Source organism: Paenarthrobacter sp. (assembly GCF_031180005.1).
GTDB lineage: Bacteria > Actinomycetota > Actinomycetes > Actinomycetales > Micrococcaceae > Arthrobacter.
This window is the reverse complement of sequence record NZ_JAPSHI010000015.1, coordinates 48,167-74,021: the sequence shown is the minus strand read 5'-3', so window position 1 is coordinate 74,021 and position 25,855 is coordinate 48,167. Positions and strand designations below refer to the sequence as shown.

General features: G+C 62.8%; 20 protein-coding genes. 14 read left to right on the top strand and 6 right to left on the bottom strand.

All coding sequences use genetic code 11. The annotated features are described in order from the left end of the window. Positions 1-173 precede the first annotated feature (173 nt). The 12 genes from RIF72_RS12550 (at position 174) to RIF72_RS12495 (ending at position 14,475) form a co-directional block, all read left to right on the top strand. Entirely contained in the window at positions 174-1,811 is a 1,638-nt protein-coding gene (locus RIF72_RS12550; protein ID WP_309075212.1) for an ABC transporter substrate-binding protein, read from the top strand. A 106-nt stretch (positions 1,812-1,917) separates the two neighbouring features. Further along, positions 1,918-2,874: an ABC transporter permease gene (locus tag RIF72_RS12545; RefSeq protein ID WP_309075211.1), complete on the top strand. Its 957-nt coding sequence runs from the start codon at positions 1,918-1,920 to the stop codon at positions 2,872-2,874. A gap of 3 nt (positions 2,875-2,877) precedes the next feature. Continuing rightward, positions 2,878-4,989, top strand: coding sequence for a dipeptide/oligopeptide/nickel ABC transporter permease/ATP-binding protein (locus tag RIF72_RS12540; RefSeq protein ID WP_309075210.1), 2,112 nt, complete (start codon positions 2,878-2,880; stop codon positions 4,987-4,989). Beyond that, positions 4,986-5,792, top strand: coding sequence for an ATP-binding cassette domain-containing protein (locus RIF72_RS12535; protein WP_309075209.1), 807 nt, complete (start codon positions 4,986-4,988; stop codon positions 5,790-5,792). Before RIF72_RS12540 ends, RIF72_RS12535 begins: the two co-directional genes overlap by 4 nt. Positions 5,793-5,829: 37 nt before the next feature. Then, complete coding sequence (locus RIF72_RS12530; protein ID WP_309075208.1) at positions 5,830-6,747, top strand: dihydrodipicolinate synthase family protein; 918 nt, start codon at positions 5,830-5,832, stop codon at positions 6,745-6,747. A 17-nt stretch (positions 6,748-6,764) separates the two neighbouring features. After that, complete coding sequence (locus RIF72_RS12525) at positions 6,765-7,751, top strand: ROK family protein (protein ID WP_309075240.1); 987 nt, start codon at positions 6,765-6,767, stop codon at positions 7,749-7,751. An 11-nt stretch (positions 7,752-7,762) separates the two neighbouring features. Next, positions 7,763-8,449, top strand: coding sequence for an N-acetylmannosamine-6-phosphate 2-epimerase (locus RIF72_RS12520; protein WP_309075207.1), 687 nt, complete (start codon positions 7,763-7,765; stop codon positions 8,447-8,449). Positions 8,450-8,692: 243 nt separating this feature from the next. Then, complete coding sequence (locus RIF72_RS12515; RefSeq protein ID WP_309075206.1) at positions 8,693-10,150, top strand: NAD(P)/FAD-dependent oxidoreductase; 1,458 nt, start codon at positions 8,693-8,695, stop codon at positions 10,148-10,150. 70 nt (positions 10,151-10,220) lie between these two features. Further along, positions 10,221-11,012: an ABC transporter ATP-binding protein gene (locus RIF72_RS12510; protein WP_309075205.1), complete on the top strand. Its 792-nt coding sequence runs from the start codon at positions 10,221-10,223 to the stop codon at positions 11,010-11,012. Further along, positions 11,009-13,045: a YhgE/Pip domain-containing protein gene (locus tag RIF72_RS12505; protein WP_309075204.1), complete on the top strand. Its 2,037-nt coding sequence runs from the start codon at positions 11,009-11,011 to the stop codon at positions 13,043-13,045. Before RIF72_RS12510 ends, RIF72_RS12505 begins: the two co-directional genes overlap by 4 nt. Next, positions 13,042-13,695: a TetR/AcrR family transcriptional regulator gene (locus tag RIF72_RS12500; protein WP_309075203.1), complete on the top strand. Its 654-nt coding sequence runs from the start codon at positions 13,042-13,044 to the stop codon at positions 13,693-13,695. The genes RIF72_RS12505 and RIF72_RS12500 overlap by 4 nt, the downstream gene beginning before the upstream one ends. 144 nt (positions 13,696-13,839) lie before the next feature. Further along, a complete protein-coding gene (locus tag RIF72_RS12495) occupies positions 13,840-14,475 on the top strand; it encodes a hypothetical protein (RefSeq protein ID WP_309075202.1) in 636 nt (211 codons plus the stop codon). A 534-nt stretch (positions 14,476-15,009) separates the two neighbouring features. Here RIF72_RS12495 and RIF72_RS12490 read toward each other — a convergent pair. From RIF72_RS12490 to RIF72_RS12465, 6 genes are read right to left on the bottom strand one after another with little or no spacing between them, the layout of a single operon-like run. Continuing rightward, a complete protein-coding gene (locus RIF72_RS12490; protein WP_309075201.1) occupies positions 15,010-16,428 on the bottom strand; it encodes an FAD-binding oxidoreductase in 1,419 nt (472 codons plus the stop codon). A gap of 37 nt (positions 16,429-16,465) precedes the next feature. Next, positions 16,466-18,070, bottom strand: a complete 1,605-nt coding sequence (locus RIF72_RS12485) for an ABC transporter ATP-binding protein (protein WP_309075200.1) — start codon at positions 18,068-18,070, stop codon at positions 16,466-16,468. Next, entirely contained in the window at positions 18,067-18,924 is an 858-nt protein-coding gene (locus tag RIF72_RS12480) for an ABC transporter permease (protein ID WP_309075199.1), read from the bottom strand. Before RIF72_RS12480 ends, RIF72_RS12485 begins: the two co-directional genes overlap by 4 nt. After that, complete coding sequence (locus RIF72_RS12475) at positions 18,921-19,949, bottom strand: ABC transporter permease (protein ID WP_309075198.1); 1,029 nt, start codon at positions 19,947-19,949, stop codon at positions 18,921-18,923. The genes RIF72_RS12480 and RIF72_RS12475 overlap by 4 nt, the downstream gene beginning before the upstream one ends. 1 nt (position 19,950) lies before the next feature. Continuing rightward, the gene (locus RIF72_RS12470) at positions 19,951-21,636 is read right to left on the bottom strand and encodes an ABC transporter substrate-binding protein (protein WP_309075197.1); all 1,686 of its coding nucleotides are present in this window, start codon (positions 21,634-21,636) and stop codon (positions 19,951-19,953) included. Next, a complete protein-coding gene (locus RIF72_RS12465; protein WP_309075196.1) occupies positions 21,633-23,330 on the bottom strand; it encodes an amidohydrolase in 1,698 nt (565 codons plus the stop codon). Before RIF72_RS12465 ends, RIF72_RS12470 begins: the two co-directional genes overlap by 4 nt. A gap of 179 nt (positions 23,331-23,509) precedes the next feature. On the opposite strand from RIF72_RS12465, the gene RIF72_RS12460 reads away from it, so the two are divergent. Together RIF72_RS12460 and RIF72_RS12455 are read left to right on the top strand one after the other, a co-directional pair. Next, the gene (locus RIF72_RS12460) at positions 23,510-24,196 is read left to right on the top strand and encodes a TetR/AcrR family transcriptional regulator C-terminal domain-containing protein (RefSeq protein ID WP_309075195.1); all 687 of its coding nucleotides are present in this window, start codon (positions 23,510-23,512) and stop codon (positions 24,194-24,196) included. Positions 24,197-24,321: 125 nt separating this feature from the next. After that, positions 24,322-25,800 (top strand): gamma-aminobutyraldehyde dehydrogenase, encoded by a 1,479-nt coding sequence (locus RIF72_RS12455; RefSeq protein WP_309075194.1) that lies wholly within the window; start codon positions 24,322-24,324, stop codon positions 25,798-25,800. Positions 25,801-25,855: the final 55 nt, after the last annotated feature.

Sequence of the window (25,855 nt, the reverse complement as noted above, 5' to 3'; positions counted from 1 at the left end):
AACAGTCGGGAAATCCTTGAGATTTCCAACACGGACCGGCCGCCGCCGGCAGTACTGCGGCACAGAGCGGCTAATCCGAAGCGCTTCTTCTCACTTGACGCCTCCTTGTGACCGCCCTTACAGTTTCATTACGAGCATCGGACGTCCTACATCCGATAACCCACGAAACGCGAATGGTGAGGCACCTCATGAGCAAGACGATCCAAAGCCTGCCGCTGGTCAACGACGCCAGCCGCCGGAACTTCCTCAAGCTAAGCGGCGCAGTTGGTGCAGCAGCCGCCTTCACGGCAACCCTCTCCGCGTGCGGTGGCGCTGCCAGCACCACCACCGGGTCGACCGCCAACACTGCGGCCGTCAACAAGGACCTCATTATCGAGGCAGGCATCTCCTACGCACTGTCCACCGGCTTCGATCCCCTGAGCTCGTCCGGAGCCACACCGATGGCAGCGAACCTGCACATCTTCGAAGGCCTCATTGAACTCCACCCGGCCACGCGTCAGCCCTACAACGCCTTGGCAGCTACGGATCCCAAGAAGGTCAACGACACCACCTATCAGGTGACCATCCGCGACGGCGCCAAGTTCCACGACGGCTCCCCCGTCACCACCGAAGACGTGGCTTTCTCCTTCACGCGCGTGATGGACCCGGCGAACAAGTCACTGTTCTCCCAGTTCATCCCTTTCATCCAAGACGTCAAGCCGCTCGATGCAAAAACAGTGGAGTTCACGCTCAAGTACGCTTTCCCCGGTTTCGGACCCCGTATCTCCGTAGTGAAGGTCGTCCCCAAGGCACTCGCCACCGATCTGAAGGCGTTCGACGCCGCACCAGTCGGCTCCGGCCCCTACAAGCTCGTTTCAGCCGTCAAGGACGACAAGATCGTCTTCGAAGCCTTCGCCGACTACAACGGTCCCAAACCTGCACTGGCCAAGGGCATGACCTGGCTGCTGCTCTCGGACGCCGCAGCCCGCGTCACAGCTGTCCAGTCCGGCCGCGTCCAGGCCATCGAAGACGTTCCCTACCTGGACGTCGACGGCTTGAAGTCCAAGGTCAAGGTTGAATCCGTCCAGTCCTTCGGTCTGTTGTTCCTCATGTTCAACTGCGCCAAGGCCCCGTTCGACAACAAATTTGTACGCCAGGCACTCCATTACGGCATGGACAAGGAATCCATCATTAAGAAGGCCCTGTTCGGCAACGCCAAGGCCGCCAGCTCCTACTTCCAGGAAGGCCACCCGGATTACGTCAAGGCAAAGAACGTCTACGGTTTCGATACTTCCAAGGCTGAGGAACTGCTGAAGCAGGCGGGTGTCACCAACCTGGAGTTCGAGCTCCTCACCACGGACACCGCCTGGGTCAAGGACGTTGCCCCGTTGATCCTCGAATCCTGGAACAAGATCCCGGGCGTCAAGGTCACAGTTAAGAGCATCCAGTCGGGCGCTTTGTACAGCGACCGCGTTGGCAAGGGCGACTTTTCCGTGGTGGCAGCCCCGGGCGACCCCTCGGTGTTCGGCAACGATGCTGACCTTCTTCTTAGCTGGTTCTACTCAGGCGCAACGTGGATGGACAAGCGCGCGTTCTGGACCACCCCTGAGCGCACCAAGCTGCAGGAACTCATGAACAAGGGCTCGCAGGCTTCCGGTGACGAGGCAAAGAAGATCGTTGGCGAAATCGTGGATATGGTCTCGGACGAAGTTCCGCTGTATCCGGTGTTCCACCGCCAGCTACCCAGTGCCTGGGACGAGAAGAAGCTCAACGGCTTCCAGCCCCTGCCCACCACCGGTATGTCGTTCATCGACGTCGGACGTACTGCCTAAGCAGCCCCTGCGTTGTGAGGCCTGCTCTGCGGCCTAAATCCCCCGAATAGCCCACAGAGCAGGCCCCACAACGGGTCGAAAGCACCCCAACCAACCGGAGAACAAATTGGTCACGATATTGCGTTTGCTTGGCCGCAGACTTGCAGCATTGCCATTGATGATCCTGGGCATCACGTTGCTCGTCTTCCTCGTCCTGCAGGCCGCCCCCGGCGATCAAGCAAGTTCGGCTCTGGGCGACGGCGCCAGCGAAGAAGCCAAGGAACAGTACCGCCAGGACAATGGCCTGAACGATCCCCTGGTCCTGCAGTACTTCCGGTTCCTCGGCAAACTCCTGCAGTTCGACCTCGGCGTCACAACACCGCCCGCCAAGTCGGTAGCTTCCATGATCGGCTCAGCATTCCCGCTGACGTTGCAGCTCACCTTCCTGGGTGTCCTCATCGCGATAGTGCTCTCGCTCGCATTCGGCATCCTCGGCGCCCTTTACCGCGACAAGTGGCAGGACCAGTTGGTCCGTGTCTTCTCCATCGCCGCGATCGCTACGCCATCGTTCTGGCTGGGAATCCTGCTGATTCAGTGGTTCGCGCTCGGTGCCAACCCGATGTTCCCCTCAGGTGGAATTGCGACGCCGGAGTCCGGCTTTGGCGGTTGGCTCAACTCCATGGCCCTCCCGGCTTTGGCGCTCGGCATCCCTGTGTCAGCGTCGCTGATCCGCGTGGTCCGCACCTCGATGGTGGAAGAACTGGACCGAGACTATGTCCGCACCGCAATCGGCAACGGCGTCCCCTACCGCGAGGTTGTCTCCAAGAACGTCCTCCGCAACGCGCTCGTCACCCCGGTGACCGTTCTGGGACTCCGCGTTGGCTACTTGCTGGGTGGCGCCGTCGTGATTGAAATGATTTTCGCCCTGCCGGGCATGGGCCAGCTGATCCTCAACGGGATCACCAACCTGGACGTCAACCTGGTCCAGGGCGTGGTGCTCACCATCTCGGTCACCTTCGTTCTGGTGAACATCGTGGTTGACCTTCTCTACCTGCTCATCAATCCCCGAATCAGGACGGTATAGCTCATGCGCAGCAAGCTCGCAGAACGGCTAAGTGCCCCGGGCATTCGTTTCAAGGCCCTGCCCTGGGGCTCCCGTATCGCCCTGCTCTTCCTCATCATGATTGTCCTGGCGGCATTCTTCGCGCCGGTCATCGCCCCGCATGATCCGCTGGAGACCTTTATACCGGCCACGCCGCCTGGCGCTGAGCACTTCTTCGGCACCGACCGACTGGGCCGCGACATCTTTTCGCGACTCCTCTTCGGTGCACAGTCATCGCTCTTGATCGGCCTCGGCGCGGTTGCGCTGGCCATCCTTGCCGGCGCGCTCCTGGGGTCCTTCGCCGCGACGTCCAGCAAGTCCGTGAACGAGATCATCATGCGGCTCATGGACATCCTCATGGCGTTCCCGGGCATCGCGCTAGCCGCTGTGTTACTGGCCGCTTTCGGCAACTCGGTCCCGACAATCATCATCGCGATCGCCATCATCTACACTCCCCAACTGGCACGTGTGGTCCGCGCCAACGTGCTGGCACAGTACGGCGAAGACTACGTCCGTGCCGAACGCGTGATCGGTGCCGGCCGGTTCTACATCCTGGTCAAGCACATCGTCCGCAACACCGCAGCTCCCGTGCTGGTGTTCGCCACGGTCATGGTTGCCGACGCCATCATCCTCGAAGCCTCGCTTTCCTTCCTGGGCGCCGGGGTGCAGGATCCCGCGCCGTCGTGGGGCAACGTGATTTCCTACGGCCGTAACCTTGTCCTGTCCGGCGGCTGGTGGGCAACCACCTTCGCTGGCGTGACCATCCTGCTCACCGTACTGTCCCTGAACATCCTGGCCGAGGGCCTCACAGACGCAATGGTGAACCCGAAGCTGAGGCGCGCGCCGGTAGTGAAGGACGACGACGGTGCTTCTGCCGCCGTTGCTGTCGACACCGAGGTTGCAACGTCCGTCGCCCAGCCCTCCGTGGTTGAGGAACACGAGCTCGACGGCGTCCGTGCGGCTCTCGGCGACACCGTCACTTCCGATGTCGGCACCTCGCCCGTCCTCACCGACGTGAAGCTGGCTGCCGCCAACCCGCACCTCCTCCTGGACCATGAACTGGAACTCCTGGCAGCCATCGAAGCGAAGCGCACCGACCGTCTCCCGCAGGTTTCGGCAGATTCACGCAACGTCCTTGAAGTTAAGAACCTGTCCATCAAGTTCCCGGGCCGCTTCGGCGACATCGCAATCGTGGACGACGTCTCCTTCACCGTTCGCGAAGGCGAAACCATGGGACTGGTGGGTGAGTCTGGGTGTGGCAAGTCCATCACGTCGCTGGCTGTCATGGGCCTTTTGCCTAAGACAGCCCAGGTCACCGGATCCATCAAGTTCGATGGCAAGGAACTGCTGGACTCCACCACCAAGCACAGCAATCCCAAGGCGTACGAAGGCCTGCGCGGCGAGCAGATCGCCATGGTCTACCAAGACGCCCTGAGCTCCCTGAACCCGTCCATGAAGATCAAGGACCAGATGCAGCAGCTCACCAAACGCGGCGGCCGCAAAACTCCTTCCGAGCTGCTGGAAATGGTGAAGTTGGATCCCGTCCGTACCCTGGCCAGCTACCCGCATGAGCTCTCCGGTGGCCAGCGCCAGCGTGTGCTGATTGCCATGGCGTTGTCCCGTTCGCCGAAGATTGTTGTGGCCGATGAGCCCACCACTGCCTTGGATGTCACCGTCCAAAAGCAGGTCGTGGATCTGCTCAACGAACTCCGCGAACAGCTCGGCTTCGCGATGGTGTTCGTCAGCCACGACCTCGCCCTGGTGGCCTCGCTGGCACATCGGATCACGGTCATGTACGCCGGCCAGGTGGTGGAATCCGCACAGGCCTCCGAACTCCTGCAGAACCCCAAGCACGAGTACACCCGCGGCTTGCTCGGCGCCGTTCTTTCCATCGAGGCAGACGCGGTCCGGCTGCACCAGATCCCCGGCACTGTCCCGTCCCCGCGCGACTTCGCCACGGGCGACCGGTTCGCGGCCCGCTCGTTGCGACCCGACGCCGATCCCCGCCAGAAACTGGTACTCACCACAGTTTCCTCGGCGAACGGGGACGATGCCGACCACTACTGGGCGAGCCACTTGAAGGAGGACGCGAAATGAGCGATTCAACCGGAAAGCCGGTCATCGAGCTCAAGGACGTCAAGGTCTACCACCATGCACGGACGGGTGGCCTCTTCCGGCCGAACATGGTCAAAGCGGTGGACGGCGTGGACTTCACCATCAGCCGCGGCGAAACCGTGGGCATCGTCGGTGAGTCCGGCTGTGGCAAGTCCACGCTTGCTTCAGTGCTCGTGGGACTCCAGCCGCCGACGTCGGGCAAGGTCCTGTTCCATGGAAAGCCTGCCATCAAGCGGAACGCGGCCATGCGCAAGCAGTTTGGGCGCTCCGTTTCCGTGGTCTTCCAAGACCCGGCGACGGCACTGAATCCGCGTATGACCATCCAGGACATCCTCACGGATCCGCTGCAGATCCACGGCATCGGCAATGCGGCCTCCCGCGCTGCCAAGGTCAAGGAACTCTTGGCGCTGGTTGGCTTGCCGCAATCGGCAGCCGAGGTGACGCCGTCGCAGGTTTCCGGAGGTCAGCGCCAGCGTGTGGCGATCGCCCGTGCACTGGCGTTGGATCCGGACATCATCGTGGCGGATGAACCGACGTCGGCGTTGGACGTTTCCGTCCGTGCGCAGGTCCTGAATCTGCTGTCCGACCTGAAGAAACAGCTCAACCTCGGCATGGTGTTCATCTCGCACGACATCCAGACCGTCCGCTATGTCTCGGACCGCATCTGCGTCATGTACTTCGGCAAGATCGTCGAACAAGGCACAGCCAGCCAGGTTTTCGACAACCCCAGCAACGAATACACCAAGAAGCTGCTGGGCGCCGCGCCAAGCCTGCTCCACATCTAGTTTTTCCCTTCACAAGCTACAAACAACGGAGATTTCTGTGTCCACTCAATTCCAGGGCGTCATCCCCCCGGTCATCACTCCCCGCCACGCCGATGGCAGCATCGACACCGCGTCGCTGAAGAACGTCACCAAGCACCTGATCGACGGCGGCGTGTCCGGCCTGTTCGTCCTGGGCTCCTCCGGCGAAGTCCCCTACCTCACCAACGACGAACGTGAGCTGGTGGTCTCCACCATCGCCGATGCCAACGCAGGTGCTGTCCCGCTGATCGTGGGCGCCAACGAACAGACCACCAACCGCGTCATCGAGGAAGCACGCAAGGTGATTGACCTCGGCGCCGACGCGATCGTTGTCACCTCTATGTACTACGCCATTGGCAACGCCGCGGAGACGGAAACCCACTTCCGCAGCATCCACGACGCCATCGAGAAGCCGATCTTCGCCTACGATGTCCCGGTCCGCACGCACTTCAAGCTGTCCACGGACCTACTGGTCCGCTTGGGCCGCGACGGCGTGATTGCCGGCGTCAAGGACTCGTCGGGTGACGACGTTTCCTTCCGCCAACTGCTCCTCGCAGCCAAGGACATCCCCAACTTCGACATCTTCACGGGTCACGAAGTGGTGGTGGACGGTGCCCTCCTGGGCGGCGCGCAAGGTGTAGTCCCGGGTCTCGGCAACGTTGACCCGGCCGGCTACCGTCGCCTGTTCGACGCGGCCCAGTCCGGTGACTGGGCCACGGCTTCGCGCGAGCAAGACCGCCTGGCTGACGTGTTCGAGATCGTCTACGCCCCCAACGGACGCGTCTCCGGTGGCGCTGCAGGCTTGGGGGCTTTCAAGACCGCCCTTCAGATTATGGGCGTGATCGAGTCCAACACCATGAGCTCACCGATGCTCTCTTTGAATGACTCCGAGACAGCTCTGATTCGTTCAATCCTGGAGCGGAACGGGCTGGTCTAGCTTTCATGACCGCTTCCATGACCCACGTGATCGGCGTTGACCTCGGCGGCACCAAAACTGCCGCCGGGGTTGTTTCCCCAGCTGGTGTTGTGCTGATGTCGGAGACCATTCCGACGTTGAACCTGGCCGGTGGAGATGCAATCCTCGACGCCACCGCTGCGCTGATCGCGGGCTTGGTGGAGCGCGCTGCCGACGCCGGAATTTCGGTTTCCGGCGTCGGCGTCGGCTCCGCTGGGGTGATTGACGCTGTTGTTGGGTCCGTTGTTTCTGCGACCGATGCGATTCATGGTTGGGCCGGGACTGCGCTGGTTTCGGGCTTGTCCTCGCGACTTTCCCTCGCTCCTTCGATGATGCGCGCCATCAACGACGTCCACGCACATGCCCTAGGTGAAGCGTGGCTGGGTGCGGCCGCCGGCTCCTCAAGTTCGCTCATGGTGGCGTTTGGAACGGGAGTTGGCGGAAGTTTTGTGCTGAACGGCGCTCCGGTTTTGGGGCACCGCTTTGTTGGCGGGCATGTGGGGCACTTTGCTTCTGCCTATGCCTCTTTTGACGGGTCACCGCTGCCCTGCGTGTGTGGTGGTTCCGGGCACGTTGAGGCGATCGCTTCCGGGCCTGCTTTGTATGAGTCTTTCCTCCGGTTTGGAGGGTCTGCCGTGGAGGCTTTGGACACGCGAGGCGTGTTTGCGCTTGCCGCTTCCGCTGCTGACGCGTTCGACGGCGGTGCTGCCACAGCCTCTGCGGACAGTCGCGCCGCCGCGTTGCGGGCCATTGAAGTTGGCGCAGCAGCCGCGGGCCAAGCCGTGGGCGGACTCATCAATGTCCTCGACCCCGAAACCGTGGTGATCTCCGGTGGCTTGGCCGACGCCGGCGAACTCTGGTGGAAACCCATGGAGTTTGCCTTGCGACAGGAACTGCTGGCTCCCTTGGTTTCCGTGCCCGTTGTTCGGGCACGCCTCGGCAACACCGCTGCCATTGTCGGCGCCGCAAAACTCGTCCTTAAGTAAAGGGAGACATCATGATCCTCACCACCGAAGGTCTCGAAGCACTCCGCTCCCAGTTGATCGTCTCTTGCCAGGCTTATCCGGGAGAGCCCATGCGCGATCCCCGGACCACAGCGCAGGTGGCCGCGTCAGCGGTCATCGGTGGGGCTGCGGCGATCCGCGTCCAAGGGTTAGCCGACGTGCAGTTCACGCGCACCGCCGTCGAGGTTCCTGTCATTGGTCTCTGGAAAGATGGTCATGCCGGGGTCTTCATCACACCAACGCTGCGGCATGCCCTTGCCGTGGCGAACGCCGGGGCTCATGTGGTGGCCATTGATGGAACCCGGCGGGAGCGGCCGGACGGGCTGTCCCTTGCCGAAACGGTGGCCCGTATCCACGCGGAATCCCACGCACTGGTCATGGCTGATTGTGGTTCCTTCGACGACGCCGTGGCAGCCGTGGAGGCGGGTGCGGACTTGATCGGGACCACATTGGCCGGCTACACCGGCGAGCGCCCCAAGACCGACGGCCCGGACCTTGAGTTGCTGGAGCACATCGCGTCGGCGGACCTTGGCAAGCCGCTCATCGCTGAAGGGCGGATCCACACGCCCGCCCACGCCCGCCAAGCACTCGACGCCGGCGCCTTTGCTGTGGTGGTGGGCACCGCGATCACGCATCCGGCGAGCATCACGGGCTGGTTCAAGGGCGCGATGCACGCGTAGTTCCTGCGTTGCGGGGCCCACTCTGCGCCCCAAAACCCACCCAAAGCGCGCAAAGCGGGCCTCACAACGAACGAGGAGCGCGTTGCGGGGCCCACTCTGCACCCCAAAACCCACCCAAAGCGCGCAAACCGGGCCTCACAACGAACGAGGAGCGCGTTGCGGGGCCCACTCTGCACCCCAAAACCCACCCAAAGCGCGCAAAACGGGCCTCACAACGCTCGGGGAGCGGCGTAGGCTTTCCCCATGACTGCCGAGAGCTCCCGGGAATTCGACGTAATCGTGATCGGCGCGGGCGCCGTAGGGGAAAACGTGGCGGACCGGGTGGTTCGCGGCGGCCTGACGGCGGTGATTGTCGAGAGCGAATTGGTGGGCGGGGAGTGCTCTTACTGGGCGTGCATCCCGTCCAAGGCGCTGCTCCGTCCGGGGAGTGTGCTCCACGCCGCCCAAGTGGTGCCGGGCTCAAAGGAAGCGATCACGGGAACCATTGATGCAGGGGCCGCGCTGAAGCATCGGGATTGGTTCACCAATAATTGGCAGGACGGCAGCCAGGTCGAGTGGCTGGACAGCGCTGGCATTGAGTTGATTCGTGGACGCGGGCGTATCACAGGCCCGCGTGAGGTCCAGGTGGATGGGCTCGATGGCAACAGCTATGCACTGAAGGCCCACCATGCCGTGGTGATCGCGACCGGATCGACCCCTACCATTCCGGACATTGACGGCTTGGAAGACGTCCCGTTCTGGACAACCCGCGGCGCCACGGCTGCCAAGGAAATTCCCAAGCGTTTTGTGGTGCTCGGCGGCGGCGTTGCTGGCGTGGAAATGGCGCAGGCATTCGCCCGGCTCGGTTCGGATGTCACGCTGATCGCCCGAGGCCGATTGCTGAGCAGCTACCCGGAGGAAGCCGCGAACCTGGTCTTGGCCGGGCTTCGGGCCGACGGCGTCACTGTCCACGTCCACACGGACGTGGAGAAAACGGAGAAGAACGACGACGGCTCGGTGACAGTTACGTTCGACGACAAAACAACCACTGCCGACAAACTACTGGTCGCCTCGGGACGGCATCCCGCTTTGGCCAATTTGGGCCTGGAAAATGTGGGCGTTGAAGCGCAGGACGGCAAGCCCCTGCGACTCACAACCGAAGCCAGCGGTTTGGTGGAAGGCCCCGCGAGTGATGGCACCAGCGGACTATGGCTTTACGCTGCCGGCGATGCGGCCGGCAAGGTGCTCCTGACCCACCAGGGTAAATACGAGGCCCGTGCCACCGGTGACGCGATCGTCGCCCGCGCCAACGGCAAGCTCAAAGGAATTCCCCGGCCTTGGAGCCCTTGGGCCCAGACCGCCAATCAGCATGCCGTCCCCAGTGTCGTCTTCACCGATCCCGAGGTTGCCTCGGTGGGTCCAAGTCTGGAGCAGGCTTTGTTGCAGGGCAAGAACGTCACCGGCGTGGAGCTGCCCATAGATGTGTCCGGCTCTCAGCTGCACTCCCCCGACTACAAAGGCTGGGCGCAGATCGTGGTGGATGAGGACCGGAAAGTGATCCTCGGCGCCACCTTTGTGGGCCCCGGCGTCGCTGAGCTCCTCCACTCTGCAACCGTCGCAATTGTGGGCGAAGTCCCGCTGGACCGTCTTTGGCATGCAGTTCCGTCATACCCCACCATCAGCGAAGTGTGGCTGAGGCTCTTGGAGAAGTACGGCCTCTAATTCCTATTTGAACTGACCGGTCAGTTTAGTTAGACTTTCAGCAGACACCATTTCTGCGAAAGGCTTCATTGTGCTGTCCGTACAGCAACTCCAGATCAACGGCCGCCGGGACGCTCTCCTACCGGCAACATCACTCCAAGTCCGGCGCGGCGAACTCCTACTCGTCGCTGGAGAGGGACAGGACCAGCGGACCGCTTTGGCGTTGGCCTTGAGCGGCCGGATGAAGCCAAGCAACGGGGTGCTGAGTTGGGACAACACCATCAAGACCAAGAAGATCCGCCTCGCAAGCGCCCTGGTGGACTCGCCCGGCGTCAATGAACCCGAGCAACACCTCAGCGTCCGCGACCTGGTCACCGAAGACCTCTCCCTCATCCCCCGCCGTTACCGCGGCGCACTGCTGAGCAAGCCTTGGCTGAAGGTCAACAGCTTCGAGGACATCGCCGGACTCTGGATAGAACAAATTCCGGCCACCCGCCGGCTCGAACTCCTCACCGCGCTCGCCCTCGCGGATCCAGCCACCGACCTCCTTGTTGTCGACTCCCCGGATCGCCACAGTGCTGATTCCGCGTCGTGGTTACCGCGACTTCAGGCATTGGCTTCCGACGCCGGGCGGCCACTTGCCGTCGTCGCCGTCGTGGGTGCCCTCCCGGAGAACTGGACCGGCCCCGCGGCGGTCATTGGCAATTCCGTCTCGCACCCGCCTGAACCGCAAGCGGAACCCGCGCCCGCCCAGCCCAAGCCAGCGGCCGTCGTCGAGCCCAAAGCCAAGTACGCTGCCGAACCGGCATCTGAAACATCCGCAACCGCACCCGACGTGACCGAAGAACCTGAATCCGTAAACCTGCAAAGGACTGCAAAGTGACTGTTCTGCGGCTCGCCCGCTCCGAACTCAAGCGCATGACCGGCGGGCTCCTGCCCAAGCTGACCATCCTCGCCCTGACTATGGTCCCGCTGCTGTACGGCGCCGTGTACCTTTATGCGAACTGGGATCCGTACGGCAACCTGAACCAGATCGACGCCGCCCTGGTGGTCCAGGACACGGGGGCAACGTCGTCGGACGGCACCGAACTGCAGGCCGGCAGGAAGGTGGCAGACAGCCTGGTTGAGGGCCACGTCTTCAATTGGAAGCAGGTGTCCAGCGCCGAGGACGCCGATGCGGGTGTTCGTACGGGTGAGTACGCCTTCGCGCTGCGCATTCCCAAGGATTTCTCGGCCAACCTGGTCTCCCCGGGCAGCTTCGACGCCGCCAACCAGGCCATGCTGCACGTCACCACCAACGACGCCAACAACTACCTCCTGAGCACCATCGTGGACAAGCTCACAACAGCCGTCCACTCCACAGTGGCCAAGGAAGTGGGCGAGGAAACCGCCAACCAGCTCCTCACCGGCTTCGGCACCATCCATGCGTCCATTGTGAAGGCTGCTGATGGCGCCTCGGAGTTGGCCACGGGCGTCGGCAAACTCAGTGACGGTGCCGCAACCCTGCACGACGGCACCACTCAGTTAGTGAGCGGCGCCGACCAACTCGTGGCCGGCCAGACCCAATTGCGGGATGGCGCGGTACAACTGAACACCGGTGCCGGCCAGCTGAGTTCGGGACTGACCGAGCTCAGGAACAAAACCGCCACCCTTCCAACTGATTCGCAGAAACTCGCCGACGGCGCAGCACAAGTAGCCGCCGGAAACGCCGAGCTGAACGCGAAAGTCCAGGACGTCGTCGGGCAGCTCGAAGCGGCAGACAAAGGCCTCCGCAACCGCGTGGTGGAATCCAACGCACGACTGGTGACTGCCGGTGTCCTGACACAAGAGCAGGCCGACAAGGTTCTGGCGGACTTTGACGCCGCCGCAGCATCAAGCCCGGTAACGGATGCGAAGACCAAGATCACTGGCGATGCTGCCAAGATCCAGCAGTTATCAGACGGTTCAGCTGCTGTCAGTGCCGGAGCATCCAAGCTCGCCGCCGCAACACCAGCCCTGACCGACGCGATCTCGAAGGCTTCCGACGGCGCGGGGCAGCTAAGCACGGGCGCATCAACGTTGGCCGCGGGGCAGCAAACCGCCCTGGAAGGGGCCGGCAAGCTCGACGACGGCGCCCGCCAACTGGACAACGGCGCCAGCCAGCTCGCCAGCGGCGGAGTCACAGCCTCCGACGGCGCCCACACCCTGGCCAAGGAACTCGCCAAGGGCGCGGGAGACATCCCCAACCCAAACGATGAACAAAAGAGCAGCGTGTCCAAGGTGATCGCGGATCCAGTGGCGGTGGACAATGTTTCCCAGGCGAAGGCAGGTTCCTATGGAGCCGGGCTGGCACCGTTCTTCCTGACGCTCGCACTGTGGATTGGCGTGTTCATGCTGGTCCAGGCCATGCGCCCCATCACCCAACGGGCACTCGCCTCGAACGCCCCCGCGTGGAAAATCGCCGTCGGAGGCTGGCTGCCGTTCTTCGTGGTCTCGGTCCTGCAGGCCACCATCCTCACCCTGGTAGTGAACCTTGGCTTGGGCTTGAACCCCGCACACCCCATCGGAATGTGGCTGTTCATGTTGGCCGCGGTGATGGCGTTCAGCGCGATCATCCAAGGCATCGTGGCGCTCATGGGGACGCCCGGCAAGTTTGTGGTGCTGATCCTGTTGGTCCTGCAGCTCGTTTCCTCGGGCGGAACGTTCCCGTGGCAGACCACGCCCATGCCGCTTCATGTTGTTCACGAGGTCCTGCCTATGGGGTACGTGGTGACCGGTATGAGGCACCTGATCTACGGCGGGGAGCTCAGCATGATCTGGCCCACCGTACTTGGCCTGCTTGGATACACTTTGCTGGGAGCGGCACTATCAACGCTCGCCGTCCGCAAGCATAAGATGTGGACCCTCAAAACGCTGAAGCCGGAGATCGCAGTATGAGCACCACGGAGCCGGTTCCTTCCGAGGCAGATCCGCAGGAACGCGGCCCAGCAGAGAAGAAACTCCGCCCGGGCCGCACCAACGCAACTAAACAACGCCTGTTCGAGGCCTCCATGGAGCTGATCGGCGAGCGCGGCGCTGCGGGGGTGACCGTGGATGAAATCGCGGCCGCCGCCGGGGTGTCCAAGGGAACCGTCTACTACAACTTCGGCAGCAAGTCCGACCTCATCGCGCAGCTCTTGCGGCACGGTGTGGACATCATGCTGGTCCGGCTCCAGGACGTCCGCGGACAGGCCAATGACCCGCTGGAGTCCATGACCAACATGGTGGGCCAGGCCATGGAGTTCATGGACGACTACCCTTCCTTCGCCCGCCTGTGGGTCAGCGAAAACTGGCGCACTCCCGGCGAGTGGAGTGCTGTGTTTGCCGAGCTCCGCGCCGAACTCCTGGCCGTGATCGGCTCTGCGGTGGAGAGCGTTGCGGCCGGGTACAAGGTTGACGAGAGCATTGCCCGCGGCTCCTTGGAGGCAGCGATTTTCGGTGCCATTTTCGTGGTGGGCCTGGACCGGCAGACGTACAACCCTGAACGCACCCGTGAGCAAAGCGTCGCTGCTGTCATGACCATCATGCATGGGTACCTCATCAAGTAGGTCTGCCTGGCCCGTTGTGAGGCCCGCTCTGCGTGTTCTTTGTGGCTTTCAGGACGCAGAGCGGGCCTCGCAACGGTATCCAACTGCAATGTACGACGGCGTGGCGTGGCCACTTAGTCGGCGATGATTAACCTCATGCGTCACATGGGGAACAGTGGGAAGCTTGCGGTGGTGTCCGCCTTCGTCTCGCTCGGGCTGTTGGTGCTGGCCGCTGTGGTTCTGGAGGAACTGGTGTTGTACCTGTTCCTGGGTGCCGTTCTGATCTGCTATTTGGCGTCCGTAGTGCAGGTCTTCAACCGACGACGCTACTTTGTGGTCCTCCTTGGCGCAGTGGGCACCAGCCTTTTCATCGGTTGCAGCATCGCCTTCCTGCGGATGTGGGGCATCGCGTTCAATCAGGACGCCAATGCTCTGGGCAGTGCCGTGAGCACCCAGGATTCAGACATCTACTTTTACTTGGCAGCCATTGCAGGGTTTGGGACGCTGGGCGTGCTTTTTCTAGGTGCGGTGGTGCCATCGTTCGGTTTGCGAACCGCGGCTCCCGCTCGACTTCCCTCAGCTGTAAAGCGCACCCCCGCAGCGCGCAAACCGGCTTCGCGTGCTGGGCTCCCCACCAAGCGCCCTGCCGCTACGGTCCCGCGGTCGTCCGGCGCGGCGAAGGCGTCCGCCGCAGCAAAGGCAACTCCCGTGAAGCGTCCCGTTCCTCGTACGCCGACAGCGCCGGCCAAGCGTCCGGCGTCGAACACTTCCACCCAACGAAAGCCGGCCCCTAAACGCTAATCACCACAACACCCCTGCGTTGCCAGGCCCGCTCTGCACGCTAACACGGGATCTAAACGTGCAAAGCGGGCCCCACAACAAAACCACCCCGCGTTGCGAGGCCCGCTCTACACGCTAACGCAGGACCTAAACGCGCAAAGCAGGCCCCACAACAAAACCCGCCCTGCGTTGCGAGGCCCGCTCTACACGCTAACGCAGGACCTAAACGCGCAAAGCAGGCCCCACAACAAAACCCGCCCCGCGTTGCGAGGCCCGCTCTACACGCTAACGCAGGATCTAAACGTGCAAAGCAGGCCCCACAACAAAACCACCCTGCGTTGCGAGGCCCGCTCTGCGCCCTAACCCGGGACCTTAACGTGCAAAGCAGGCCCCACAACAAAACCCACTCAACGTTGCCAGGCCCGCTCTACACGCTCACGCGGGACCTTAACGTGCAAAGCCGGCCCCACAACAAAACCCGCCCTGCGTTGCGAGGCCCGCTCTACACGCTAACGCAGGATCTAAACGTGCAAAGCCGGCCCCACAACAGGCGGGTCAGGAGTCGAACCCCAACCCGACGGCGTCGAGCGCTTTGAGGATGAGGTTCCGTTTTCCCTGATTGTGATCGGCCCGGTCCATGGACCAGCGCGTCAGGTTGATGCCCAGGGAAGCCAGCGGCTCAGGAGGGAAGGGCAACGGGCGTTTCCGGACCATCTCCACCCGGGTGCGCTCGGTGTCCAAGCCGGCCAGGAGATCCAGGAGGACGTCGGCTGCAAATGCCGTGGCTCCTACGCCGAGTCCGGTGAATCCTGCCGCATACGCCACCCGTCCCTTCCGCGCCGTGCCGAAGAACGCGCAGAACTGGGTGCTCGAATCGATGGGTCCGGCCCACTTGTGGGTGAACTTCAGGCCCTCGAGCTGCGGGAACGTCGTGAAGAAGTGCGAGGCGATCTTCTCCCACGTCGCTGGCTGGTGCTCGTGCCGCTGGTCCACGCGCCGGCCCCAGAAGTAGAGGGCGTCGTAGCCACCGAACAGGATCCTGTGGTCCTTGGTAATGCGGTAATAGTGAAATTGGTTGGCAACATCCCCGATCCCTTGCCGCTGGGACCATCCGATGGACTCCAACTGCTCGGCAGTAAGTGGCTCGGTCATCAGCGCGTAGTCATACACGGGCACCGTCATCAACTGGTTCCGCTTGAGCAGTGACGGAAACACGTTGGTGCCGAGGACCACGTTGTCCGCTTCCACGTTGCCTCGCTCCGTAACAACGGTGACGCCCTGTTCGTGGTCCTTCAACTCGCGCACGCGCGTGTCCTCGTAGATCACCACGCCCAGCTCCGTTGCCACCCGAGCCAGCTCAAGTCCCAGCTTGTATGGGTGGACCATCGCCACGGAGTCTTTATGCCAGCGGCCGGCCAGGTAGGTGGGAGAGTTGAGCTCTGCCCTCACTGCTTCCTGGTCCAGAAAGACGCTGCCGGGGCTTTCGTCCTCCTTGAGCCAAGCCACCTGGTGCGGTTCCACCGCAACGTTCAGTTCACCGGTACGCTCCCACTCGCAATCCATGCCGTACTTCTCCACGGCTTCCTGCATGCGGTCCAGGTTCTCCATGCCCAGCCGGTCGAGGGTCTCCAGCTCATCAGGCCAGCGGTTCTTGCCATTCTCATGGCCGTGGGTGAGGCTCGCCTCGCAGAAGCCGCCGTTGCGGCCCGAAGCTGCCCATGCCACCCGCTCCCCTTCCAGCAGGATCACTGTCCGGCCGGGATCGCGTTCCTTGGCACGCAGCGCCGTCCACAATCCGGTATAGCCGCCACCGACGATCACGAGGTCCGCGGCAGCGTCGCGGTCGAGTTGCGTATAGCGTGTGGCTGAGTCCTTGAGGTGGTCGATCCAGAACGGCCGGTGGGCCGCGCCTTCCAAGGCACGGGATACGACGGCGGCCTGCGGGACATTCCGTTCGAAAACGGTGGTATTCACGGAAATTCTCCTATTTCAATGGTCAATCTCTCACCGGTCAGGCAGTGACCGGCTCGGCGTCCCACAATGGCCGGGGACGGGAGGCTATGAGGTTCCGCGTGTAGTCGTCCCCGGGGTCCTCAAGGATTCGAGCCGTTGGCCCCTGCTCCACGATCCGTCCCTGATGCATCACCAGGAGCTCGGAGCAAAGACGCGAGACCACAGCCAGATCGTGGGTGACGAACAAGATGGTCAGTCCGAGCTGGTCGCGCAGTTCCTCCACGAGCTCCAGAACCTGGGCTTGGACAGAGACATCCAAGGCACTGGTGGCCTCGTCCAGCACCAGGAGGCGGGGGCGGGCAGCGAGCGCTTTGGCCAGCGCAACCCGTTGCCTCTGCCCACCCGAGAGTGCGCGCGGCCGTGCGTCGAAACGTTCCTGTCCGATTCCGACCCGCCCCAATAAGGCTCGGGCGCTGTCTTTGGCTTCCTTGCGTCCCTGCTTCTGATGCAGTCGGAAAACATCTGCCACAGCGTTTCCTACAGGGATGCGCGGGTCCAAAGAGAGGTAGGGATCCTGGAAGACAATCTGGACGTCCTTGGCCAGGACTTTCCGTTCAGACGCTTTCAGGGCCCGGTTCGGCCGGGGGAGGTTCCGCAACAGGAGTTCGCCCGATGTGGCAGTTTCCAGGGCCACCACCAGCCGGGCGAGGGTGGACTTTCCGGAACCGGATTCTCCCACGATCCCCAACGAGCCACCCTCAGGGAGGCTGAAACCGGCGTCGTCCAAGGCGGTGATGATTTCGCCGCGGGGCAGTTGGTACGTTTTTGATAGCCCCGAAATCTTCAGCAGAGGGGGCCCCGCGACCACAGGCGCAGCCAAGCCGCCCACTTCAATAGCGGGGGTAGCCTCAACCAACTGCCGGGTGTAGTCCTGCTCCGGCGTCAGGAAAACTGTTTGGGTTTTCCCGTGCTCCACCACTTCGCCCCGGCGAAGCACGTAGACGCGTTCACACAAGCTGGCCGCAAGATTGAGGTCGTGCGTTATGAAGAGCATGCCCATTCCCCGTGACTGCTGCTCATCGCGGAGGAGCCTCACGATCCCCGCCTGGGTAGTGACATCCAAGGCCGTGGTGGGCTCGTCGCACAGCAACAGATCCGGTGAATTCAGGAGGGCTGCTGCGATCATGACACGTTGGAGCATGCCGCCCGAGAGCTGATGCGGGTGCTGTTCCATGAGCTCCTTGGCCCGCCGCAGGCCCACCTGTTCCAGTTGCGTCACGGCCCGTTCCGTGGCCTCGGCCCGAGACAAACCATCCAGTCTCACCAAGGTTTCAGTGAGGAAGTCCCCCACGGTCCGGACGGGATTGATACCCGCCCGCGGGTCCTGGAAGATCATGGAAGCGTGTCTCCGCCGCAGTTCCATGAGCTGTTTCCCGGTGGCCGTCAGAGTGTCCAGACCCCGAACCGACACGCGGCCGGAGGACTGCGAACCATCTGGAAGCAAACCCAGGGCGGCACGGGTAGTCAGCGATTTGCCTGAGCCGGACTCCCCCACCAAGGCGACCGCTTCGCCGTCGTTCACGTGCAGGGAGACGCTGTCCAGCAGGGGCGGCCTGCCCGGAAAACCGAGCGTAAAGTTTTCGATCTGCAAGAGCTGGCTCATGAAAGTTTTCCTCCGATGCGGTCTGAGAGTTCCTCGCCGATGACGTTGACGGCCACTACCACCAGGACCACTACCAACGCGGGCCAGAAGGCCGGCAGGATGTAGCCGCCCAGCAGCGCGCCGCGGGATTCCTCGATCATGGCGCCCCAGTCGCTGGTGGGTGGCTGGACCCCGAGTCCGATGAAGGAGAGTGCAGCGAGGTCGGCCAGCACGTAGCCGAAGTTCAGTGTTGATTGGGCGCCAACAGTGGGAATCAGGTTGGGAAGAACCCGTCCCAGCACCACCCAGGGCGTCCGGAATCCGAGCACCCGGTACGCCTGGACATACGGCCTGCCCCGCTCAGCCACCACCAACGACTGCGCGAGCCTTGCAACATACGGAACGTAGGCGATGGTCATGGCCAAGATCGGCGCGAGGAGCCCCTTACCGAACAGCGCGATGGCAAGCATGGCCATGAGCAGCGCGGGGAAAGCAAAGAGGAGATCGAAAAGGCGACCCAAAACCTTGCCTAGCCAGCCCTCGGACCAGCCGGCGACCAGGCCAAGCAGCAAGCCCAGGACAGTGGAGCCGATCACCACGACGGTAGGCCCCAGCAGGGAGGTCCGCCCGCCGTGCATGAGCCGGCTAAGCAGATCGCGGCCCAGCGCGTCGGTTCCCAGCAGGTGTTGGCCACTAGGACCGGCAAGGACGTTGTTGAGGTCCACATAGTCGGGGTCGTACGGCGCCAGAACCGGGGCGAAAAGAGAGAGAAGTACGACGGCGGCGGCAACAGCGAGCGCGCCCCATGCCATGGGTGACAGGAGGCTGCCGTAACGGCGAAGACCTGCCTGCGGCAGTCGGATGGCTAACGTCATCGGGACTCCGTTCCGGCCGCGATACGCGGATCAATGAGTGGTTGGATGAGGTCTACCACGGTGTTGACCAGGACGAAGGCCGCCACCACCACCATGACGATCGCTTGGACAACGCCGAAGTCGAGCCTGTCGATGGACTGCACCAGGAGCTGCCCGATTCCTGAGAGGCCGAACGTCCGCTCGATGATGGCGCTGGAGACCAGAAGCCCGGCCACCAGTACGCCGCTCACGGTCAGGATGGGTCCCAGGGCATTGCGTAGGACGTGACGTGCCACCACGGATCCGCGGGTGAGGCCCCGGCTGGTGGCCACTTCCACGTGTTCGCGGAGCAGTTGCTCGTTCATGGAGGAACGGGTCACTCTGGCCACCATGGCGATGTAGGTGATGCCCAAGGCGAGCGCCGGGAGGGTGAGATGCCAGATCCGATCCCATCCGCCGTCGCCGCTTCCAAAGGAGGGGAACCAGCCCAAGCCCACGGAGAAGAGCGCTACCAAAGCGATGGCTGCCACGAACGGCGGCACTGCCCCCGCAGCGGTGAGCGTGATGAGGATGAAGCGGTCACCGAAGCCCTTGTTCAGGCTGGCCGCAATGCCGGCGAACAATCCCAGGACTGTGATGAAAACTGCCGCGAGCGCCACAAGTTGCAGGGTGGTGGGCAGCCGTCCCAGTAAGACGTCGGAGACGTCCTGGCGGTAGGTCAGCGAGCGGCCCCAGTCCCCTTGGAGAATTCCACCTAGCCAATTCAGGTATTGTTCCCATGCCGGTTTATCCAGGCCGAACTGCCGGGTGATTTCTTCGAGTGCCTCAGGCTTGGGGCTGCGTCCCCTTAGCAGGAAGCGTGCCGGGTCGCCGGGAACAAGGAATCGTGAGAAGAACACGGCGAGTGAGGCAACAAACAACGTCAGCACCAGGGCCAGCAGTTTCTTCACGATGTACACCGCCGGTTGGACTGCGCTGCGTTTATCCCGCTGGCGGGTGGGAGTGCCCGGCGCGGTGGTGGCTTGGACTTGATCTGTAGCGGTCATGTCAGCGACCTCCTATCTGGGCTGCCCACGGGAAGTACATGTAGTTGATGGAGGGGTCCGCCCCGGTGATGCGTTTGCCCAGCCACATGGACGTGACGGTCTCGTAGAGTGGCCCCCACACCACTTCTTCGCTGGCCAGTTTGGCGGCCTGGCCCGTCAGTTTGCCCCGGGCGTCGGGGTCCTGCACGGTGTAGGCGGAGTTCACCAGGTCATCGAATTCCGGGTTGCTCCAGCCGCCGTAGTTGCTGAAATCCCCTGTGCGCAGCACGCTGTACATTTCCAAGGGCTCGGTGCTGGAGAGATACCAAGAGGTCACCAGGAGGTCTACGTTCTTGCGTGCCTCGGGGTCTGAGAACAACGTGGTGTATTTGTCGTTGGACATGGTCTGGATTTCGGGCTCCAGGCCAATCTCTTTAGCCGCGGACGCGATAGCCCGTGCCGTGATGTCGAAGGCTGCGTTCAGTGAGGCAGTGGCAAAGACAAACTTGCTGCTCTCGGCCCCTGCTTCCTTGATGAGTTTCTTGGCTTCTTCCAGGTCATAGGGCGTGGACAACAGACCGTCAAAAGCCCCGTCCGTAGTTTGCGATGCAACGTCCTTCCACACACTCTTGGTGGTCAAGGCGTCCGTCCTCTTCGCGTAGCCCTGTTCAGCCGCCTTGATCAAGGCTTCACGGTTGATGGACATCATCAGCGCCTTGCGGACCCTGACGTCTTGGAAGGTGCCGGCGAGGTTGGTGAAGACCAGGCTTTGCACCGACGTGTCCTCACCGAAGTACAGGTCTCCGGCGTCCCTATTTGCTTTCAGGATGTCCATGGCATTGGAAGGGATCGCGAAGCCGCCATCGATTTCGCCGGTCTGGAACGCATTGATACGCGACGTGGCATCGGGCAGCATCTTGAAAGTGACCTGTTGGGACTTGGCTTTGAGTTCCGGGTCCCAGTAATCATCGAAGCGTTTGAGGGTGATGCTTTCACCGGCTTCCCATTGCTCGAATTGGAAGGGGCCGGTGCAGTTCACGCCGGTGCTTGAGTTGCCATAGTCCTTGCCGGCATCTTCCAGTGTTTCGGCGGACTCCACCACACCTGTTGCTCCCACCAAGGAGCTGTTGAACACGTAGTCCGGCCGGGTGGTGGTCACCGTGACCTCGAAGTCGCCGGTCTTCTCGATGGACTCCACGTTTTGGTAGGCCGATGCCCAAAAGGAACCTACTTCGGGATCGACGTGGCGGCTCAGGGAGGCCACGACATCGTCAGCTGTCATCTCGGTTCCGTCGTGGAACTTTACGCCCTGCCGGATGGTGTAAATCCAAGTCAGCGGATCCGGGTTCTCCACTCCCGTGGCCAGGCCCGGCGCCGTGGACAGGTCAGCGTTCCAGCGGAACAGCGACTCGCACACGTTGGACAGGACAGTGTTGTCCGGGTAGTCGAAGGCGTACGCATAATCCAGTGAAAAGGGCTCCGCGTACATGGCCCAGTTGAAGTTATCGATCTCCTGAGCGGGGGCCGGCGTGGAGTCGGACATGGTGAACTTGGCTCCGCCGGCGGCGTCAGTAACGCTGGCGGGCCGGACACCGCAGCCGCCCAGGACCAGCCCGGCCACGACGGCGGCGACCCCAGCCGCGGTGATGCGCGACGGCGTCGTCCGCTGTTTGAAACGCACGGCACCGCGCTCTTTGGGCGGCCTCATGGCATTACCGGGGCGGGTTGAGCTTGACTGTCTCGGGTGAGCGCGCGGTCATAGACGCATTCGCCCCCAATCCACGTCTGCGTCACCACCGCCCGATGCAGTTCTTCTGCGGGGAGGTCGAAAACATTGAGGTCCAGGACGGCGAGATCGGCGAGTTTTCCCGGTTCCAGGGTTCCCGTTTTCGTGTCCAGGTGGTTGATCCACGCTGATCCCTGCGTGTAGGCATCCAGGATCTGCTTGACGCTGAGCTTTTGCGATTCCGGGCCGAGCGGGGGCAGGTCCTCCCCGGGCGCTATACGGTTTACTGCGACGTGAATGGCCGCTACCGGGTCCGCCGTGGAAACAGGCCAGTCGCTCCCGGCCACCAGGCGCGCTCCTGCGGAAGCAAGCTCACCAAAGGGGTAGTGCCTGTCCTCGGCACCCGGCGCCAGGAACGGGAGGGTCAGGGTGTCCATCTGTTCTTCGTGGCATGCCCAGAGAGCCTGCACGTTGGCCGCTGCGTTCAGCCCGGCGAAACGGGGAACATCTTCGCTGCGGACCACCTGAAGGTGCGCCAGGTGGTGCCGGTTATCGTTGGCCCCGTTGCTTTCGCGCGCTGCCTCAAGTGCGTCCAACGCGTCAGTCACGGCGCGGTCGCCGAGCGCATGGAAGTGGACCTGCATGCCGGCCGCATCTATCGCGGTGACGAACTCCTTCAGCTCCTCGGGCTCGAAGAATTCGATGCCACGGTTATCCGTGTGGTGGCCGTGGTGATCGAGGTAGACGTGATGCATTGCGGCTGTGTAATTCTCTGCCACACCGTCCACCATCACCTTCACGGTGTTGGCGTTGAGCTGATGGTGGTCGAAGGAATCGGCCACCCTGTCCCGGCGATCCGTGATTGCTTCCAGCTGGGCCATTCCGGCTGTCCTGTCCCACCATTGGCATGCGGTGACCCGGACTTTCAAGTCTCCCGCCTTCGCCGCGTCCGTGTAGACGTCCAGATGATCGGCATGTTCGCCCTCGGGAATGGGAACCCAGGCGTCCTGCCAGGCCGTGATGCCCTGCGCTAGCAGAAGTTGCTGGGAGGCGAGAAGGCCTTGGTACGCCAACTCGTACGGCACCGCTGGCTTGACCGCATTGAACAGATCCATGGCCCCCTCATGAACTGTGCCGGCAGGCGTCCCGTCTTCTTCGCGTTCTAGCCGTCCGCCCTCAGGGTCAGGTGTTCCTGCGCCGATTCCTGCTGCTTCAAAGGCGGCCGTGTTGGCCCACGCCCCGTGATGGTCCCTATTGAGGAGGTAAACGGGCCGGTTCGGCACCACGGCGTCCAACAGTTCCCGGGTTGGAGTGCCGCCCGGGAAGAAATCCAAGGACCACCCGGCCCCCAATATCCAGGGTTCGTCCGGGTTATCAGCTGCATAGCGAGCAACAGTTGCCACGGCTTCTTCTGCGCTGGTGGCCTCCGTCAGGTCACACTGAAGCAATTCGATCCCGGCGAAGATGGGGTGGATGTGGGCATCCTGGAAGCCTGGCACCACCAGTTGCCCTTTCAGGTCCACCCTGCGGGTCTCCGGCGTGAGCGTTCCGTTGATGGCGTCGGGTGTTCCGACGGCGATGATGCGGCCTCCGGTTATGGCAAGGTTTGCGCGGAGGGGGCCGGCGTCATTGCCGGTGTACACCCATCCGTTCTCAAACAAAATCTCGGCGTGCACTTTCGAGTCCTTTCGTGGGGAAATTCAACTCTGCGAGACACACTATGAGCCGGATCACACTTAAGTCAACAGTGTTGACATCACTGCTGACAAACACTTTGACTGGACCTTGAAAGGAGGACGCCATGAATCATGTAGGTTGATAATCAACCCGGGATCGCATGGAAGGCGGACAACTGATGGTGCAGCCAGCACAGTCGACGGACCGCCGAACGCGCCTTGACCCGGCCACCATCATCGACGCCGTACTGCGAATTTCCAGCCAGGAACTCGGGGAACGGCTGACCGTGCGGCGATTGGGACAGGAACTTGAGGTGGACGCGACTGCCGTCTACCGGCATTTCAGGAACCGCGACGCGATCATCAGGGCAGCATTGGACCAGTTATTCATGATGTCCGTCGAGCGCACACTGGCCACGGCCAGCGGCAAGGACTGGCGCGCAAGGCTGGAGGCTTACCTTGACGAACTCCTCAAAGCCTTCATGCAGCACCCTTCACTGGGCAGCGAGTCATTCGCCACGGACACCTACGGCCCCGGCGAGCTGAAAGCGATCGAGTTCGTCCTGCAATGCCTCACCGACGCCGGGCTGGAAGAGGACCGCGTGGTGCACTACTACGCGGCGCTGGAAAGCTACACCCTTGCGCTCGGGGCCGGCATTGCGGTCGAAATCCAGCGGCTCCCGGACTCCGAGGGCCACGATCCTTGGCTCAACCCACGAGTTTTCACGCGTATCACCGGTCGCCCGCTCCTTGAAAAACACCACGCTGCACTGCAAAACCTCGACTCCCTCAAGGCGTTCCAGGCCGGTCTCTCGGCCATCCTGGACAGCGCCGAACGCGAGAGCACCCGCCGACCGCAGGCCTGACCACCTGCCTCACAGTCTGCTGGCCAGCAACGCAACCCACCTTCCCCGCACGACGCCACCATCCGGCGTCGTCCATTCAGCACTGCCCGGACAGCGACGCCCGGCAGGGAAAGCACGGCACTCTCATGCATCAGTTCATCAACGGAAAACTGCTGTCCGGAACCTCTGGAAGCAGCCTCGACGTCATCAATCCGGCTACCTCGGAGGTGGTGGAAACGGTGGAGTTCGCTTCCCTTGCGGACCTGGAGTCGGCAGTGGCAGCGGCCCGCGGCGCCTTCCCGTCATGGTCCCGCATCGCGCCGGCTGAACGCGCCGGGATCCTGCAGAATTTCGCCCGCATCGTCGAAGACCGTGCGGAGGAGTTCGCACGGGTTGAGAGTTCACAAACGGGCAAACCTCTGCGGTTGACCCGTGAATTCGACGTCCCCGGCACCATCGACAACATCGACTTCTTCGCAGGCGCCGCACGACACCTCGAGGGCAAAGCGACCGCCGAGTACTCTCCCCAGCACACCTCCTCCATCCGAAGGGAAGCGATTGGCGTAGTGGGATCCATCGCACCCTGGAACTACCCCCTGCAAATGGCCGCATGGAAGATCCTTCCCGCCATTGCCGCAGGCAACACAATCGTTCTCAAGCCTGCCGAGATCACTCCGTTGACGTCGCTGATGTTCGCACAAGCGCTCAGCGACGCCGGACTGCCCGACGGCGTGGTGAACGTGGTGGTGGGCGACGGCGCCACGGTTGGAGCTGCGCTCATGCGGCACCCCGACGTGGACATGGTCTCTTTTACGGGGTCCACCGCGGTTGGCCGCACAGTTTTGGAGGCCGCAGCCGTCAACGCCAAGCGCGTGCACTTGGAGCTGGGCGGCAAGGCCCCCTTCGTGGTGTTCGACGACGCCAACCTGGACGCCGCCGTTCATGGCGCCGTGGCCGGTTCAATGATCAACACCGGTCAGGATTGCACCGCGGCCACCCGGGCAATCGTGCACCGGAGCGTGTATGAGGAGTTCGTAGCTGCGGCCGCCGCCCGCTTTGATGGGATCGTCCTGGGTGCACCCGGGGATACTGATGCAGACCTCGGCCCGCTCGTTTCCTTCAAGCAGCGCGACCACGTAGCCGGGATGGTGGACCGGGCCCGCACTTACAGCAAGGTGGTGGCAGGTGGCTACGCTCCTACGGATACGGGCTTGGAAAACGGCGCCTTTTACCGCCCCACGCTGGTTGTTGACGCGGCGCCGGACTCGGAAATCGTGAAGGACGAGGTGTTCGGCCCGGTGCTGGTGGTTCTCCCCTTCGAAACGGACGACGAAGCGATCCAGCTGGCCAACGACACCGTCTACGGGCTGGCCGCCTCAGCCTGGACGGACAATCTCCAGCGGGCCTTGCGGGCAACCCGCGAGATCAAGGCCGGCTGCGTGTGGGTCAACGACCATGTCCCGATCATCTCCGAGATGCCCCACGGCGGCTTCAAGCAATCCGGCTTTGGTAAGGACATGTCGGCCTATTCCTTTGAGGAGTACACCCAGGTCAAGCACGTAATGTTCGAGCTGGACGGCGTTACCGAGAAGGACTGGCACCGGACCATCTTCAAGCTGCGCTGAGTCTTCGCGTTGCGGGGCCCGCTTTGCGCTAACGCCCAGCGTTGCGGGGCCCGCT

Coding starts and splice junctions, on each gene's coding strand:
- RIF72_RS12460 (WP_309075195.1), top strand. CDS start 23,510: ATGGTGCAGCCAGCACAGTCGACGGACCGCCGAACGCGCCTTGACCCG.
- RIF72_RS12480 (WP_309075199.1), bottom strand. CDS start 18,924: ATGACGTTAGCCATCCGACTGCCGCAGGCAGGTCTTCGCCGTTACGGC.
- RIF72_RS12525 (WP_309075240.1), top strand. CDS start 6,765: ATGACCCACGTGATCGGCGTTGACCTCGGCGGCACCAAAACTGCCGCC.
- RIF72_RS12455 (WP_309075194.1), top strand. CDS start 24,322: ATGCATCAGTTCATCAACGGAAAACTGCTGTCCGGAACCTCTGGAAGC.
- RIF72_RS12475 (WP_309075198.1), bottom strand. CDS start 19,949: ATGACCGCTACAGATCAAGTCCAAGCCACCACCGCGCCGGGCACTCCC.
- RIF72_RS12500 (WP_309075203.1), top strand. CDS start 13,042: ATGAGCACCACGGAGCCGGTTCCTTCCGAGGCAGATCCGCAGGAACGC.
- RIF72_RS12535 (WP_309075209.1), top strand. CDS start 4,986: ATGAGCGATTCAACCGGAAAGCCGGTCATCGAGCTCAAGGACGTCAAG.
- RIF72_RS12495 (WP_309075202.1), top strand. CDS start 13,840: ATGGGGAACAGTGGGAAGCTTGCGGTGGTGTCCGCCTTCGTCTCGCTC.
- RIF72_RS12515 (WP_309075206.1), top strand. CDS start 8,693: ATGACTGCCGAGAGCTCCCGGGAATTCGACGTAATCGTGATCGGCGCG.
- RIF72_RS12540 (WP_309075210.1), top strand. CDS start 2,878: ATGCGCAGCAAGCTCGCAGAACGGCTAAGTGCCCCGGGCATTCGTTTC.
- RIF72_RS12520 (WP_309075207.1), top strand. CDS start 7,763: ATGATCCTCACCACCGAAGGTCTCGAAGCACTCCGCTCCCAGTTGATC.
- RIF72_RS12470 (WP_309075197.1), bottom strand. CDS start 21,636: ATGAGGCCGCCCAAAGAGCGCGGTGCCGTGCGTTTCAAACAGCGGACG.
- RIF72_RS12485 (WP_309075200.1), bottom strand. CDS start 18,070: ATGAGCCAGCTCTTGCAGATCGAAAACTTTACGCTCGGTTTTCCGGGC.
- RIF72_RS12550 (WP_309075212.1), top strand. CDS start 174: ATGGTGAGGCACCTCATGAGCAAGACGATCCAAAGCCTGCCGCTGGTC.